The organism is Cupriavidus sp. GW823-FHT07A04 (assembly GCF_058794615.1).
Genome location: NZ_JBXAHA010000001.1, coordinates 277,401 through 291,844 on the forward strand (window position 1 = coordinate 277,401; position 14,444 = coordinate 291,844).

General features: G+C 63.3%; 12 protein-coding genes. 11 read left to right on the top strand and 1 reads right to left on the bottom strand.

Going from position 1 to position 14,444, the window contains the following annotated elements; all coding sequences use genetic code 11:
* Positions 1–201: 201 nt before the first annotated feature.
* The 7 genes from AC1Q7Q_RS01265 to AC1Q7Q_RS01295 all read left to right on the top strand — a co-directional run bounded on the left by AC1Q7Q_RS01265 (position 202) and on the right by AC1Q7Q_RS01295 (position 7,882).
* The gene (locus tag AC1Q7Q_RS01265) at positions 202–1,962 is read left to right on the top strand and encodes an acetolactate synthase 3 catalytic subunit (RefSeq protein WP_043344716.1); all 1,761 of its coding nucleotides are present in this window, start codon (positions 202–204) and stop codon (positions 1,960–1,962) included.
* Positions 1,962–2,453, top strand: a complete 492-nt coding sequence (gene ilvN, locus AC1Q7Q_RS01270; protein WP_006156850.1) for an acetolactate synthase small subunit — start codon at positions 1,962–1,964, stop codon at positions 2,451–2,453. Before AC1Q7Q_RS01265 ends, ilvN begins: the two co-directional genes overlap by 1 nt.
* Before the next feature lie 97 nt (positions 2,454–2,550).
* The gene (gene ilvC, locus AC1Q7Q_RS01275) at positions 2,551–3,567 is read left to right on the top strand and encodes a ketol-acid reductoisomerase (RefSeq protein ID WP_043344720.1); all 1,017 of its coding nucleotides are present in this window, start codon (positions 2,551–2,553) and stop codon (positions 3,565–3,567) included.
* A 154-nt stretch (positions 3,568–3,721) separates the two neighbouring features.
* Complete coding sequence (locus AC1Q7Q_RS01280; protein WP_174426505.1) at positions 3,722–4,366, top strand: phosphatidylserine decarboxylase; 645 nt, start codon at positions 3,722–3,724, stop codon at positions 4,364–4,366.
* A gap of 42 nt (positions 4,367–4,408) precedes the next feature.
* On the top strand, positions 4,409–5,311 hold the full coding sequence (gene pssA / locus AC1Q7Q_RS01285; protein ID WP_492375509.1) for a CDP-diacylglycerol--serine O-phosphatidyltransferase: 903 nt from the start codon (positions 4,409–4,411) through the stop codon (positions 5,309–5,311).
* Between the two features lie 145 nt (positions 5,312–5,456).
* A complete protein-coding gene (gene lysM, locus AC1Q7Q_RS01290) occupies positions 5,457–5,966 on the top strand; it encodes a peptidoglycan-binding protein LysM (protein WP_492375508.1) in 510 nt (169 codons plus the stop codon).
* A gap of 377 nt (positions 5,967–6,343) precedes the next feature.
* Complete coding sequence (locus AC1Q7Q_RS01295; protein WP_150983739.1) at positions 6,344–7,882, top strand: 2-isopropylmalate synthase; 1,539 nt, start codon at positions 6,344–6,346, stop codon at positions 7,880–7,882.
* A gap of 104 nt (positions 7,883–7,986) precedes the next feature.
* Here AC1Q7Q_RS01295 and AC1Q7Q_RS01300 read toward each other — a convergent pair whose 3' ends face one another.
* Positions 7,987–8,517 (bottom strand): hypothetical protein, encoded by a 531-nt coding sequence (locus tag AC1Q7Q_RS01300; protein ID WP_492375507.1) that lies wholly within the window; start codon positions 8,515–8,517, stop codon positions 7,987–7,989.
* Between the two features lie 208 nt (positions 8,518–8,725).
* Between AC1Q7Q_RS01300 and AC1Q7Q_RS01305 the strand changes: the two genes are divergently transcribed.
* From AC1Q7Q_RS01305 to AC1Q7Q_RS01320, 4 genes are all read left to right on the top strand, one after another.
* Positions 8,726–9,970 carry a branched-chain amino acid ABC transporter substrate-binding protein gene (locus tag AC1Q7Q_RS01305; protein WP_492375506.1) on the top strand — a complete coding sequence of 415 codons (1,245 nt, stop codon included), beginning with the start codon at positions 8,726–8,728 and terminating at the stop codon, positions 9,968–9,970.
* A 190-nt stretch (positions 9,971–10,160) separates the two neighbouring features.
* Positions 10,161–10,433: a 30S ribosomal protein S15 gene (rpsO, locus tag AC1Q7Q_RS01310; RefSeq protein WP_006156843.1), complete on the top strand. Its 273-nt coding sequence runs from the start codon at positions 10,161–10,163 to the stop codon at positions 10,431–10,433.
* 506 nt (positions 10,434–10,939) lie between these two features.
* Positions 10,940–13,144 carry a polyribonucleotide nucleotidyltransferase gene (pnp, locus tag AC1Q7Q_RS01315; RefSeq protein ID WP_043344729.1) on the top strand — a complete coding sequence of 735 codons (2,205 nt, stop codon included), beginning with the start codon at positions 10,940–10,942 and terminating at the stop codon, positions 13,142–13,144.
* Positions 13,145–13,353: 209 nt separating this feature from the next.
* Positions 13,354–14,358, top strand: a complete 1,005-nt coding sequence (locus AC1Q7Q_RS01320) for an NAD(P)H-quinone oxidoreductase (RefSeq protein ID WP_492375505.1) — start codon at positions 13,354–13,356, stop codon at positions 14,356–14,358.
* The last annotated feature ends 86 nt before the right edge of the window (positions 14,359–14,444 follow it).

Sequence of the window (14,444 nt, forward strand, 5' to 3'; positions counted from 1 at the left end):
GGATGCCCCCTCGCGCAAAAAAGCCCGTAGACAAGCCCGAATCAATCCAGTATCGTCGCGGGTTCACACGACATCAGTGGTTGTCTCATTCGGCCGCTTATGAGGCGGTCTATCATGCAGACGCGCACCGCTTGAACCCGTGCCACAAGCCCGGCAGAGAGCATCCGAACAATTTTTTGCCGAAAATTGCAAAGGACTAAAATGAACATGCCCAGCGCGGAATTCCACGCAGACAGCAATTCATCCGCCGCACCCGAAATGATCGGGGCGGAGATTCTCGTTCACGCACTTGCCGAAGAAGGCGTCGAGTACGTCTGGGGCTACCCTGGCGGCGCAGTGCTGTATATCTACGACGAGTTTTACAAGCAAAAGAAGATCGAGCACATCCTGGTGCGCCACGAGCAGGCCGCGGTTCATGCCGCAGACGGCTATGCGCGTGCGACCGGCAAGGTGGGCTGCGCCCTGGTGACCTCCGGTCCCGGCGTCACCAATGCGGTGACGGGCATTGCCACGGCCTACCTGGACTCGATCCCGATGGTGATCATCACCGGTAACGTGCCGACGCACGCTATCGGCCAGGACGCTTTCCAGGAATGCGACACGGTCGGCATCACCCGCCCCATCGTCAAGCACAACTTCCTGGTCAAGGACGTCCGCGATCTCGCCGCGACCATCAAGAAGGCGTTCTATATTGCCGCAACCGGCCGTCCCGGCCCCGTTGTCGTCGATATTCCCAAGGACGTCTCGCGCAATTCCTGCAAGTACGAGTATCCCAAGTCGATCGACATGCGCTCGTACAACCCGGTGAACAAGGGCCATTCGGGCCAGATCCGCAAGGCGCTCGCGCTGTTGCAGGGCGCCGAACGGCCGTTCATCTATGCAGGTGGCGGTGTGGTGCTGGCCAATGCCAGCGAAGAGCTGCGCCAGCTTGCCGCGCTGACCGGCCATCCGGTCACCAACACGCTGATGGGCCTCGGCTCGTTCCCCGGCACCAGCAAGCAGTTCGTCGGCATGCTCGGCATGCACGGCACGTATGAAGCCAACATGGCCATGCAGAACTGCGACGTGCTGATCGCCATCGGGGCGCGTTTCGACGATCGCGTGATCGGCAATCCGGCGCACTTCACCTCGCAGCCGCGCAAGATCATCCATATCGACATCGATCCGTCTTCCATCTCGAAGCGGGTCAAGGTCGACATTCCCATCGTGGGCCACGTCAAGGATGTGCTGCAGGAGCTGATCTCCCAGCTGCAGGCCAGCGACGTCAAGCCCAAGCGCGAGGCCCTGGCCAAGTGGTGGGAACAGATCGAGCAATGGCGTTCGGTGGACTGCCTCAAGTACGACCGCAACTCCGAGATCATCAAGCCGCAGTACGTGGTGGAAAAGATCTGGGAACTGACGCACGGCGATGCCTTCGTCTGCTCGGACGTGGGCCAGCACCAGATGTGGGCCGCGCAGTTCTACAAGTTCAACGAACCGCGCCGCTGGATCAATTCCGGTGGCCTGGGCACGATGGGCGTGGGCCTGCCGTACGCGATGGGCATCAAGAAAGCCTTCCCCGAGAAGGAAGTGGTGACCATCACCGGCGAAGGCTCGATCCAGATGAACATCCAGGAACTGTCGACCTGCCTGCAGTACGACACCCCGGTGAAGATCTGCGCGCTCAACAACCGCTACCTCGGCATGGTGCGCCAGTGGCAGGAAATCGAGTACGACAACCGCTACTCGCATTCCTACATGGACGCGCTGCCCGACTTCGTCAAGCTGGCCGAGGCCTATGGCCATATCGGCATGCGCATCGAAAAGACGGCTGACGTCGAGCCCGCCCTGCGCGAAGCCTTCCGCCTGAAAGACCGTACCGTGTTCCTCGATTTCCAGACCGACCCGACTGAAAACGTGTGGCCGATGGTCCAGGCCGGCAAGGGCATCTCCGAGATGCTGCTCGGCGCGGAGGACCTGTAATGCGACATATCATTTCGGTCCTGCTGGAAAATGAACCGGGCGCGCTGTCGCGCGTGGTGGGCCTGTTCTCGGCGCGCGGCTACAACATCGAGACGCTGACGGTGGCCCCCACCGAAGACGCCTCGCTGTCGCGCATGACGATCGTCACCAGCGGTTCGGACGACATCATCGAGCAGATCACCAAGCACCTGAACCGCCTGGTGGAAGTGGTCAAGGTGGTGGACCTGACCGAGGGCGCGCACATCGAGCGCGAGCTGATGCTGGTCAAGGTGCGCGCGGTCGGCAAGGAGCGCGAGGAAATGAAGCGCACCGCCGACATCTTCCGCGGCCGCATCATCGACGTCACCGAGAAGACCTACACCATCGAGCTGACCGGCAACGGCGGCAAGCTGGATGCCTTCCTGGACGCCATCGACCGCGCCGCCATCCTCGAGACCGTCCGTACCGGCGGCTCGGGCATTGGCCGCGGCGAGCGCATCCTGAAGGTCTGAGCCTGATTGCAGTATCCAAGGGCGGCGCCGGTGCCGGCATTAGCCGGGCGGTGGCCGCCAACCCGACACACGAAAACGAAAGACTGAAGGAACCATCATGAAAGTGTTTTACGACAAGGACGCCGACCTCTCCCTGATCAAGGGCAAGAACGTCACCATCATCGGCTACGGCTCGCAAGGCCACGCCCACGCGCAGAACCTGAACGACTCCGGCGTCAAGGTCACCGTTGGCCTGCGCAAGAGCGGCGCATCGTGGAACAAGGCAGTCAATGCCGGCCTGCAGGTCAAGGAAGTGGCTGACGCCGTCAAGGACGCCGACGTGGTCATGATCCTGCTGCCGGACGAGCAGATCGCCGACGTGTACAAGAACGAAGTGCACGACAACATCAAGCAAGGCGCCGCACTGGCCTTCGCCCACGGCTTCAACGTGCACTACGGTGCCGTGATCCCGCGCGCCGACCTCGACGTCATCATGATCGCCCCGAAGGCGCCGGGCCACACCGTGCGCTCGACCTACGCCCAAGGCGGCGGCGTGCCCCACCTGATCGCCGTGCACCAGGACAAGTCCGGCGCCGCCCGTGACATCGCCCTGTCGTACGCTACCGCCAACGGCGGCGGCCGCGCCGGCATCATCGAAACCAACTTCCGCGAAGAAACCGAAACCGACCTGTTCGGCGAGCAAGCCGTGCTGTGCGGCGGTACCGTCGAGCTGATCAAGGCTGGCTTCGAAACGCTGGTGGAAGCCGGCTACGCGCCGGAAATGGCTTACTTCGAATGCCTGCACGAACTCAAGCTGATCGTCGACCTGATCTATGAAGGCGGCATCGCCAACATGAACTACTCGATCTCCAACAACGCCGAATACGGCGAATACGTCACCGGCCCGCGCGTCGTGACCGAGGAGACCAAGAAGGCCATGAAGCAATGCCTGACCGACATCCAGACCGGCGAGTACGCCAAGAGCTTCCTGCTCGAGAACAAGGCCGGCGCCCCGACCCTGATCTCGCGCCGCCGCCTGACCGCTGAGCACCAGATCGAAGAAGTGGGTGCCAAGCTGCGCGCGATGATGCCCTGGATCGCAAAGAACAAGCTGGTCGACCAGTCGAAGAACTAAGCTGTACTACAGCCCGACGGCCCGCCGCTACTGACGGCCCGGGCCGCAGCCGTTCAGTCATCCGCACATTTCCCCCTATCGAGGGGTTATTCAGGCGGGGACTGAACGGCTTTTTGTTATCCTTGTCAGACTTTATCCACCAAGTAAGCATTGCATGAACTATCCTCATCCGCTGATTGCCCGTGAAGGCTGGCCGTTCCTGGCTGGCGCCTTTGTCATCTCGCTGCTGGTGCAGGTCAGCGCCGGCTTCTGGTGGGCCTTGCCGCTGTGGATCATTACACTGTTCGTGCTGCAGTTTTTCCGTGATCCGCCGCGGTCCATTCCCACCCAGCCGAACGCCGTCCTGGCGCCCGCCGATGGCCGCATCGTGGTGGTCGAGAAGACCATGGACCCGTACGCGGGCCGCGAGGCGCTGAAGATCAGCGTCTTCATGAACGTGTTCAACGTACACTCCAACCGGGTGTCCGTGGACGGCAAGGTCGAGAAGGTCGAGTATTTCCCCGGCAAGTTCGTCAACGCCGACCTCGACAAGGCTTCGCTCGAGAACGAACGCAACGCCGTGGTCATCCGCCGTGCCGCAGACGGCAAGGTGGTGACCTTGGTACAGGTGGCCGGCCTGGTGGCCCGCCGCATCCTCTGCTATACCCGCGTCGGCGAGACGCTGTCGCGCGGCCAGCGCTATGGCTTCATCCGCTTTGGCTCGCGCGTCGACGTCTACCTGCCGGTGGATGCGCGCCCGCGCGTGACCATCGGCGAGAAGGTGTCGGCCTCGTCGACCATCCTGGCTGAGCTGGATTAATCCGGCGACGCCGGAACAGATCAGACCCACTGGAGAACAGGCATGGGTGCTTTCAACCGACGCAATAAGCGCGTTACCAATAGCAACGTGACCAACTTGCGTCCTTTCCGCCACAACCAGCTGCGTGGCAACGAGTCCGACAATTTCGACGACGAGGCCGGGGACGATCACGACATCGAGTACGTGCGCCCGCGCCGTCGCGGCATTTACCTGCTGCCCAACGCGTTCACCACCGCGGCGCTGTTCGCCGGCTTCTTTGCCATCGTGCAGGCCATGAACATGCGCTTTGACAGCGCGGCCATCGCCATCTTCGCCGCGATGGTGCTGGACGGCATGGATGGGCGCGTCGCACGCATCACCAATACGCAGAGCGCGTTTGGCGAGCAATACGATTCGTTGTCGGACATGACCTCGTTCGGTGTGGCGCCGGCGCTGGTGATGTATGAGTGGATCCTGCACGACCTGGGCAAGTGGGGCTGGATTGCCGCCTTTGTCTATTGCACCTGCGCCGCGCTGCGCCTGGCGCGCTTCAATGCCAACATCGGCGTGGTCGACAAGCGCTTCTTCCAGGGGCTGCCCAGCCCGGCGGCGGCGGCGCTGGTGGCCGGCTTTGTCTGGCTGGTGATCGACAACAAGCTGCCGGTCAAGGACCTGTGGATGCCGTGGGTGGCGTTCGGCATCACGCTGTACGCCGGGCTGTCGATGGTCTCCAATGCGCCGTTCTATAGCGGCAAGGCGCTCGACGTGCGCTATCGCGTGCCCTTCGGCATGATGGTGCTGGTGCTGGTCTTGTTCGTGGTGGTCTCGACGGATCCGCCGGTGGCGTTGTTCGGCCTGTTCGTGGCCTACGCCATCTCCGGCTACCTGCTGTGGGGCTGGCATGCGCTGCACGGCAAGCCGGCCGAAATCCGCAAGGTGCGGGACGGCGGGAACGATCGTTCCTGATCGCAGGTTGGTAAAAAGGCGCTACGGCGCCTTTTTTTACATTTGTTTTCCAGGCTGTCGCATTGCCGCGGCGTTTGCCGTGGTTCACTGTAGCCTCGGTTGTACTGTAGTCCCCCTTGTTGTCCACTTATCACTGGAGGTTCTCATGGGCATGCTCGACTTCATCAAGGAAGCAGGAGAGAAACTGTTTGGCGGCAGCGCAGCGCAAGCCGCGCCCGCGGCGGCTCCGGCCGATGCGCCGGCGGCGGATGCCGATGCCGATGCGGCCAACCGCGCCGCCGGCGATGCCATCGAAGGCTACATCAAGCAGATGAACCTCGACGCCACCGGGCTGATGGTGCAGGTGGACGGCTCGCAGGGGCTGGTGACGGTGTTCGGCGTGGCGCCGGACCAGGCCACCCGCGAGAAGATCATCCTGTGCTGCGGCAATGTGCAAGGTGTGGACAAGGTCGACGACAAGATGTCGGTCAATGTCGACTCCACCGAATCGACCTGGCACACCGTGGTCAAGGGCGACACCCTGTGGGCGATCTCCCAGGCGGCCTACGGCAACGGCGCGCTGTACACCGCGATTTTCGAGGCCAACGAGCCGATGTTGACGAATCCGGACAAGATCTACCCCGGCCAGAAGCTGCGCATCCCGCCCAAGGCCTGACGCCCTCCGTCCAGGGGGCATGGCGCCCCCTGGCCCGTTTTTCGGCTATCGGCCTGATGCTGGCCTGATTGAGGCATCCATATTGCACACACCCGGCTTCTCGGCTATAGTCGCTCACATGATTTCGCGCCAAGCCCTACTCGCCCGCACCATTCTAGGTGGCCTACTAGGCCGTCAGGTCGGGACGCGTTCGCGCTGAGGGAAGCCAAGCCCCTCGCGTAAAGTCACACAGGATTTATAAACGCCCCGGCCTGCATCACTGCACGCCGGGGCGTTTTGCATTCAGCACGAACACAGCAGTACAGCAAAACGAACGGCGAATGCCGAGGCATCCACTCGATTCGCCAAATACAAAAGTCAGCCCAGGAGCCCCAACCATGTCCGACAAACTCATTATTTTCGACACCACCTTGCGCGACGGCGAACAGTCGCCCGGCGCCTCCATGACCCGCGAGGAAAAGATCCGCATCGCGCGCCAGCTGGAGCGCCTGAAGGTCGACGTGATCGAAGCGGGCTTTGCCGCCAGCTCCAACGGCGACTTCGAAGCGATCCGCTCCATCGCCCAGGTCGTCAAGGATTCGACCATCTGCTCGCTGGCCCGCGCCAACGATCGCGATATCGCCCGCGCCGCGGAGGCGCTCAAGCCGGCCAACTCCTTCCGCATCCATACCTTCATCGCCACCTCGGCGCTGCATATGGAAAAGAAGCTGCGCATGACGCCGGACCAGGTTTTCGAGCAAGCCATCCAGGCGGTGCGCTTTGCGCGCCAGTTCACCGACGATATCGAATTCTCGCCCGAAGATGGCAGCCGCTCGGACATGGATTTCCTGTGCCGCGTGCTGGAAGGCGTGATCAAGGAAGGCGCTACCACCATCAACCTGCCGGACACGGTGGGCTATGCCGTGCCGGAAGGCTACGCGGGCCTGATTCGCTCGGTGCGCGAACGCATCCCCAATTCCGACAAGGCCATCTGGTCCGTGCACTGCCACAACGACCTCGGCATGGCCGTGGCCAATTCGCTGGCGGCGGTCAAGCTCGGCGGTGCGCGCCAGGTCGAGTGCACCATCAACGGCCTCGGTGAGCGTGCCGGCAATACCAGCCTGGAAGAAGTCGTGATGGCGGTCAAGACGCGCCGCGACTACTTCGACATGGACGTCGGCGTGGATACCACGCAGATCGTGCCGGCTTCCAAGCTGGTGTCGCAGATCACCGGCTTCGTGGTGCAGCCCAACAAGGCCGTGGTGGGCGCCAACGCCTTCGCACATGCTTCGGGCATCCACCAGGATGGCGTGCTGAAGGCGCGCGATACCTACGAGATCATGCGCGCGGAAGACGTGGGCTGGACCGCCAACAAGATCGTGCTGGGCAAGCTCTCGGGCCGCAACGCCTTCAAGCAACGCCTGCAGGAACTCGGCATCGAGCTGGAGAGCGAGGGTGAGGTCAATGCCGCGTTCACCCGCTTCAAGGAACTGGCCGACCAGAAGTCCGAGATCTTCGACGAAGACATCATGGCCATCGTTTCCGACGAGGCGCACGACGTCAACGAGCACTTCCGCTTTATCTCGCTGTCGCAGCACTCCGAGACCGGCGAGCGCCCGCATGCGCGCGTGGTGTTCAATATGGACGGCAATGAGGTGACGGGCGAAGGCGAGGGCAATGGCCCGGTCGATGCCACGCTCCACGCCATCGAAGGCAAGGTCGCCAGCGGCGCCGAGCTGGTGCTGTATTCGGTCAATGCCATCACTGCCGGCACGCAGGCACAGGGCGAAGTCACGGTGCGGTTGTCCAAGGGCGGGCGCATCGTCAACGGCGTGGGCACCGATCCCGATATCGTGGCCGCCTCGGCCAAGGCCTACCTGGCCGCGCTGAATAAACTGCACGACAAGGCCGTGCAGAAGATCAACCCGCAGATCTGATCCCGATCTGACCGGTAAGCCCGCGGCCTACCCGGCCGCGGGGCTTGAATCGGCCCGCCGCATTCCCATGAGGATGATGGCGGGCTTTTTGCATTTTCCCGCTCTCAGCGGCGTCGGCCGGGCCCATCCGCGAGCGGGTCTGGCGTGATCTGGGTCTGGCGCAGCACGCCGCCGTCGTCGAAATAGAAATTGAACATCGACGGCCAGTTGTCCTCATGCTTGAAGCGGTAGGACCACACTTCGCGCTTCATCAGCGGGTAATACTGCCTGGGCTCGCGCGGCTTGCCAAAGTGTTGCTCCACGTCCAGCTTGGTCCACACATCGACTTTCGCCTTGTAGAGTTCGTTGGTCTGCAACATCTGCCGGAACATGGTCAGATGGCCGCTGCTGTCGAAGTCTGCTGCGTAGGATTGTTGCCCGAAGGGTTGCTTGGAGTAGATCCAGCGCTGTGTGCCGTCGGCTAGCTGGTAGGTATCGGTTGGCATGCCGAACTGGGCTTGTACGGCGGCTTCTGGCGCGCCCACCATGTCCTGGCCGGCTTTGACCGGTTGCAGCACCGAGCAGGCCGGCAGGACGGCTGCCGCTGCTGCTAGCACGAGCCACTGGGCGGCACGGCGCGACGATGAGGCGTTCATGGCAGTCCTCTTATTAAAATTCGTGATGATATGGACTAAGAGTGTAGCGGCGCGCAAAAGTTGTGTGCGCCTCATGTGGCACGTGCCGGCTGTTTGAGGGTAAGCGCCGCCATCCTCGCCCAAATTCCCGTTTTGCCGCGAATGCGATCCGATTTGCCTAGGCTGGGCCACTGGCTTACCATGCAGCGCTTTGGCGGGAGATCACTCGATGTGGGCTAAACGATGGCTGGCGGGCTGTTTGCTGGCGGTGGCGGCGAGCGCCGGCGCGCAGGAGCCGATCCGTCTCGGCATGATCGAAGGGTTGTCCGGCCCCTTTGCCAACGCGGGCGACGCGGTGGTGCGCAACCTGCGGATCGCCATCGACCGCGTCAATGTGCGCGGTGGCGTCAAGACCGCGGAAGGCGCGCGGCCCCTCGAGCTGGTTACCTTCGATAGCAAGGGCAATGTCGACGAGAGCCTGATCCAGTTGCGCGGGCTGGTGGACAAGCGGATTCCCTTTGTCCTGCAAGGCAACAGCTCAGCGGTGGCTGGCGCGCTGGTCAGCGCGATCAACCGCCATAACAGCCGGCAGCCCGATGCCCGCGTGCTCTTCCTGAATTACTCGGCGGTCGATCCCACACTGACTAATGAGGGGTGCAGCTTCTGGCACTTCCGCTTCGATGCCAGCGCCGACATGCGCATGCAGGCCCTGACCGAAGTCATTCGTGCCGATGCCGGCGTGCGGCGCGTCTACCTGATCGACCAGGACTACAGTTTCGGGCATCAGGTGTCGCGTTCGGCACGGGAGATGCTGGCGGCCAAACGGCCCGAGCTGCGCATCGTGGGCGATGAGTTCCACCCGATCGGCAAGATCAAGGACTTCGCCCCGTATATCGCCAAGATCAAGGCCAGCGGCGCGGATGCGGTGATCACGGGCAACTGGGGCAACGACCTCACCCTGATGATCAAGGCCGCGCGCGAGGGCGGGCTGAATGCCAAGTTCTACACCTTCTACGGCAACGGGCTGGGCGCGCCGGCGGCCATGGGAGACGCCGGGGTAGGGCGCGTGCTTGCGGTGGCGGAGTGGCACCCCAACGTGGGCGGCACGGCTTCCGACGCGTTCTACCAGGCGTTCCGTGCCCGTTACCCTGAGCCCAAGGACGACTACGTTCACCTGCGCATGCAGATGATGGTGGAGATGCTCGCCCGGGCCATCGAGCAGGCGGGTTCGACCGACGCCGTCAAGGTGGCGCGTGCGCTGGAGGGCATGCGCTACGTCAACGACTTCCATGATGCGACGATCCGCGCCGACGACCACCAGGTGCTGCAGCCGCTCTACGTGTCGGTGATGGAGAAGCAGGGTGGCGATGTGCGCTTTGACAATGAGGGGTCGGGATATGGCTTTCGCACGGTGAGGAAGCTAAAGTCGGCGCAGACCATGTTGCCCACGACCTGCAAGATGGAACGGTTCTAGCGGTTCCAGGCCTGCGTTGCCGCAAACGCCATCGCTAGCCCGTTTTCCGTTATAATCGCCCGCTGTCATAGCCAGCCGGTTGTCAAAAACCGGTCCGGCGAGACAGTTGCCTGTATGTAGGACACGCACAAGGCACGACGCATGCGGCACATTTCGTGCTGTAGCGTTCGCAAGTGAAAAGGAAATCACCATGGCAGAAGCCCAAATCAGCAGCAAAACCGAAGTCATCAAGCAGTTCGCACGTGCCGCCAACGACACGGGTAGCCCCGAAGTCCAGGTCGCTTTGCTGACCACCCGCATCAACGAACTGACCCCCCACTTCAAGGCCAACATGAAGGATCACCACAGCCGCCGCGGTCTGCTGCGCATGGTGAGCCGTCGTCGTCGCCTGCTGGACTACCTCAAGGCCAACGATGCCGACCGTTATCGTTCGCTGATCGAGAAGCTCGGCCTGCGTAAGTAAGCAGCCAGGATCGTCCGGATGGCAGCACGAATGGATGCACTGCACGCCTTCGCGTGAGCCACTAATGCCTGCGTCAGCCTCGCTGATGCAGGCATTTTGTTTTTGCGGATGAAATGCCGCACGTCCGGCCCTTGTTCGGTCGCTGTCCTGTCGGTGTCCAGCATTGCTGCAAGTGATTTTTGCTCTACTTGATGGTGCCATGGCCCCGGGGGCTGGCACACGTTGCGCCAAGACGTGCAACGGAGTAAGTTACTGTGTTCTTTAGCTTTTTTTAGCTTTTTTACTGTTAATCCATACCGGAGTCGGGCAAGGAAGCGGGGCTTTGTGTCATTCCAGCGCGGTATCTGCCCAGGCAGATGCCACGTACCAGCTACCAGCTATCAGGTATCGCGCTGGAATGGCATAGCACTTCCCTGTGACTGAGGCCGACGCTGATCCGGCAGTTCGCCCGCGGCTGCTAACGCGGGCGTTGCACAAGCGTGCAAGCACGAACAAAAGGAACGCTCATGACCATGTTCAACAAGATCGTCAAGGAATTCCAGTGGGGCCAGCACAAGGTGCGCCTGGAAACCGGCGAGGTTGCCCGCCAGGCTGGCGGTGCCGTGATCGTCGACATTGAGGACACCGTGGTGCTCGCCACCGTTGTCGCTGCCAAGTCGCCCAAGGCCGGCCAGGATTTCTTCCCGCTGACCGTCGACTACATCGAGAAGACCTACGCTGCCGGCAAGATCCCCGGTGGCTTCTTCAAGCGTGAAGGCCGTCCGTCGGAAAACGAGACGCTGACCTCGCGCCTGATCGACCGCCCGCTGCGCCCGCTGTTCCCGGAAGGCTTCTACAACGAAGTGCAAGTGGTCATCCACGTGCTGTCGCTGAATCCGGAAGTCCCGGCTGACATCCCCGCCCTGATCGGCGCCTCGGCTGCCCTGGCAGTGTCGGGCATTCCGTTCAGCGGCCCGGTCGGCGCAGCGCGCGTTGGCTACAAGGACGGCCAGTACCTGCTGAACCCGACCCGTTCGCAGATCGCCGCTTCGGAACTGGACCTGGTGGTTGCCGGTACCGAGCGCGCCGTACTGATGGTGGAATCGGAAGCCCGCCAACTGTCGGAAGAGGTGATGCTGGGCGCCGTGGTCTACGGCCACGAGCAGATGCAGACGGCCATCAATGCCATCCATGACCTGGTGCGCGACGGCGGCAAGCCGGAGTGGGACTGGACCGCGGCACCGAAGAACGAAGCGCTGATCGCCAAGGTCGGCGAGATCGCCCTGCCGCTGCTGCAGGACGTCTACCAGCTGCGCCAGAAGTCGGCTCGCAGCCAAAAGCTCAAGGAAGTCTACGCCACTGTTGCGGCCAAGCTGGCCGAAGCCGGCGTGGAAGCCGACAAGGTCGAAGTGGGCAACGTGCTGTTCGACATCGAAGCCAAGATCGTGCGCAGCCAGGTGCTGTCGGGCGAGCCGCGCATCGATGGCCGCGACACCCGCACCGTGCGCCCGATCGAGATCCGCTCGTCGGTGCTGCCGCGCGCTCACGGCTCGGCCATCTTCACCCGTGGCGAAACCCAGGCGCTGGTGGTTGCCACGCTGGGCACCAAGGGCGATGAGCAGATCATCGACGCGCTCGCCGGCGAATACCGCGACCGCTTCATGCTCCACTACAACATGCCTCCGTTCGCCACCGGCGAAACCGGCCGCGTGGGCAGCCCCAAGCGCCGCGAAATCGGTCACGGCCGCCTGGCCAAGCGCGCGCTGATCCCGGTCCTGCCGAAGGATGACGAATTCGCCTACACCATCCGCCTGGTGTCCGAAATCACCGAATCCAACGGCTCGTCGTCGATGGCATCGGTGTGCGGTGGCTGCCTGGCACTGATGGACGCAGGCGTTCCGATCAAGGCGCACGTGGCCGGCGTGGCCATGGGCCTGATCCTGGAAGGCAACAAGTTCGCCGTGCTGACCGACATCCTGGGCGACGAGGACCACCTCGGCGACATGGACTTCAAGGTCGCGGGTACCGACACCGGCATCACCGCGCTGCAGATGGACATCAAGGTCCAGGGCATCACCAAGGAAATCATGCAGGTCGCGCTGGCGCAAGCCAAGGAAGGCCGCCTGCATATCCTGGGCAAGATGCAGGACGCGATGGGCCATGCGCGCACCGAGCTGTCGGAGCACGCACCGCGCATGATCACCATGAAGATTCATCCGGACAAGATCCGCGAAGTGATCGGCAAGGGCGGCTCGACCATCCAGGCCCTGACGAAGGAAACCGGCACCACCATCGACATCCAGGAAGACGGCACCATCACCATCGCCTCGACCTCGACCGAAGGCATGGCCGAAGCCAAGCGCCGCATCGAAGGCATCACCGCGGAAGCCGAAGTAGGCAAGATCTACGCCGGCACCGTGCTCAAGCTGTTGGACTTTGGCGCCATCGTCAACATCCTGCCGGGCAAGGATGGCCTGCTGCATATCTCCGAGATCGTCAACGAACGCGTCAAGGACATCAAGGACTGGCTCAAGGAAGGCCAACACGTGCGCGTCAAGCTGATCCAGGCTGACGAGAAGGGCCGCCTGCGCCTGTCCCTGAAGGCCGCGCTGGCCGAAGAGGGCGGCAGCATCAGCCCGATCGCCAACACCAGCGAGGCACCGGCTGCTCCGGCTGCTCCGGCTGCTCCGGCAGCGCCGACGACGCCTTCGGCTGATCAGCAGCAGCAGTAAGCGTTTTACGGTGCCGGTAGAACGACGGTACCCGTAGCAGAAAAAGCGGCTGGCGATGTCCAGCCGCTTTTTTGTTTACACTCCCGCCAGTCCCACCCCATGCGGCCCGGCTGTTCGGCCCGCTGCATGGCGGGTGCCCAGATTGATTCCCCCGCCCTGCGTGCGCGAGCCCGCCGCATGCGCGAGGTCCCTAACCGCAAGGAGCAGCAATGCAAGCCATCGAAATCCGCGAGTACGGCGCCCCCGAAGTCCTGCAACTGGCGCAACGCCCAGACCCGGTGCCCAAGGCCGGCGAGATCCTGATCCGCGTGGCCGCGGCCGGCATCAACCGTCCCGACGTATTCCAGCGTACCGGCAACTACCCGGTGCCACCCGGCGCGTCCGACCTGCCGGGGCTGGAAGTGGCCGGCGTGGTGGCCGGCGGTGACCTGGCGCACTCCGACAACCGCTTCGGCCTGAAGCTGGGCGATCGCGTGTGCGCGCTGGTGCAGGGCGGCGGTTACGCCGAGTTGTGCGTGGCCCCCGCGGCGCAATGCCTGCCGGTGCCGGCGGGCCTGTCGGATGTCGAGGCGGCCGCATTGCCGGAGACGTTCTTCACCGTGTGGAGCAACGTATTCGATCGCGGCTACCTGGGCCGCGGCCCGCTGGGCAAGGACGAGACCCTGCTGATCCAGGGCGGCTCGAGCGGCATCGGCACGACCGCCATCCAGATCGCCAAGGCCCTGGGCCACAAAGTCTTCGTCACCGCCGGCAGCGCCGACAAGTGCCGTGCCTGCGAGGAGCTGGGCGCCGACCGTGCCATCAACTACAAGACCGAGGACTTTGTCGCCGAAGTTAAGGCCCTGACCGGTGGCCGTGGCGCAGATGTCATCCTCGACATGGTGGCCGGCCCGTATCTGGCGCGCGAGCTGTCCTGCGTCGCGGACGATGGCCGCATTGTGATCATCGCGCTGCTGGGCGGCGCCAAGGCCGAGATCCCGCTGGGCGATATCCTGCGCCGCCGTATCACCGTGACGGGCTCCACGCTGCGTCCCCGCCCGGTGGCGTTCAAGGGCGAGATCGCGCAGGCGTTGCACCAGCACGTGTGGCCGCTGCTGGCCGCGGGCAAGATCAAGCCGGTGATCCACCAGACCTTCCCGGCCGCCCAGGCCGCCGATGCGCATCGGCTGATGGAGTCCAGCGAGCACATCGGCAAGATCGTCCTGACCTGGTAATGCTGCTGGTAGCGGGCTGATGGCCGAATGCGGCCGGGTGCGGCCGGCGCCTCGCGCCCCAGGCCGATTTCGGGGCCCTTCTGTGG

Excerpts from the sequence above, each read along its gene's own strand:
- ilvN (WP_006156850.1), top strand. The coding sequence starts at position 1,962 with ATGCGACATATCATTTCGGTCCTGCTGGAAAATGAACCGGGCGCGCTG.
- AC1Q7Q_RS01300 (WP_492375507.1), bottom strand. The coding sequence starts at position 8,517 with ATGAACGCCTCATCGTCGCGCCGTGCCGCCCAGTGGCTCGTGCTAGCA.
- rpsO (WP_006156843.1), top strand. The coding sequence starts at position 10,161 with ATGGCAGAAGCCCAAATCAGCAGCAAAACCGAAGTCATCAAGCAGTTC.
- lysM (WP_492375508.1), top strand. The coding sequence starts at position 5,457 with ATGGGCATGCTCGACTTCATCAAGGAAGCAGGAGAGAAACTGTTTGGC.
- AC1Q7Q_RS01280 (WP_174426505.1), top strand. The coding sequence starts at position 3,722 with ATGAACTATCCTCATCCGCTGATTGCCCGTGAAGGCTGGCCGTTCCTG.
- ilvC (WP_043344720.1), top strand. The coding sequence starts at position 2,551 with ATGAAAGTGTTTTACGACAAGGACGCCGACCTCTCCCTGATCAAGGGC.
- pnp (WP_043344729.1), top strand. The coding sequence starts at position 10,940 with ATGACCATGTTCAACAAGATCGTCAAGGAATTCCAGTGGGGCCAGCAC.
- AC1Q7Q_RS01305 (WP_492375506.1), top strand. The coding sequence starts at position 8,726 with ATGTGGGCTAAACGATGGCTGGCGGGCTGTTTGCTGGCGGTGGCGGCG.
- pssA (WP_492375509.1), top strand. The coding sequence starts at position 4,409 with ATGGGTGCTTTCAACCGACGCAATAAGCGCGTTACCAATAGCAACGTG.
- AC1Q7Q_RS01295 (WP_150983739.1), top strand. The coding sequence starts at position 6,344 with ATGTCCGACAAACTCATTATTTTCGACACCACCTTGCGCGACGGCGAA.
- AC1Q7Q_RS01320 (WP_492375505.1), top strand. The coding sequence starts at position 13,354 with ATGCAAGCCATCGAAATCCGCGAGTACGGCGCCCCCGAAGTCCTGCAA.
- AC1Q7Q_RS01265 (WP_043344716.1), top strand. The coding sequence starts at position 202 with ATGAACATGCCCAGCGCGGAATTCCACGCAGACAGCAATTCATCCGCC.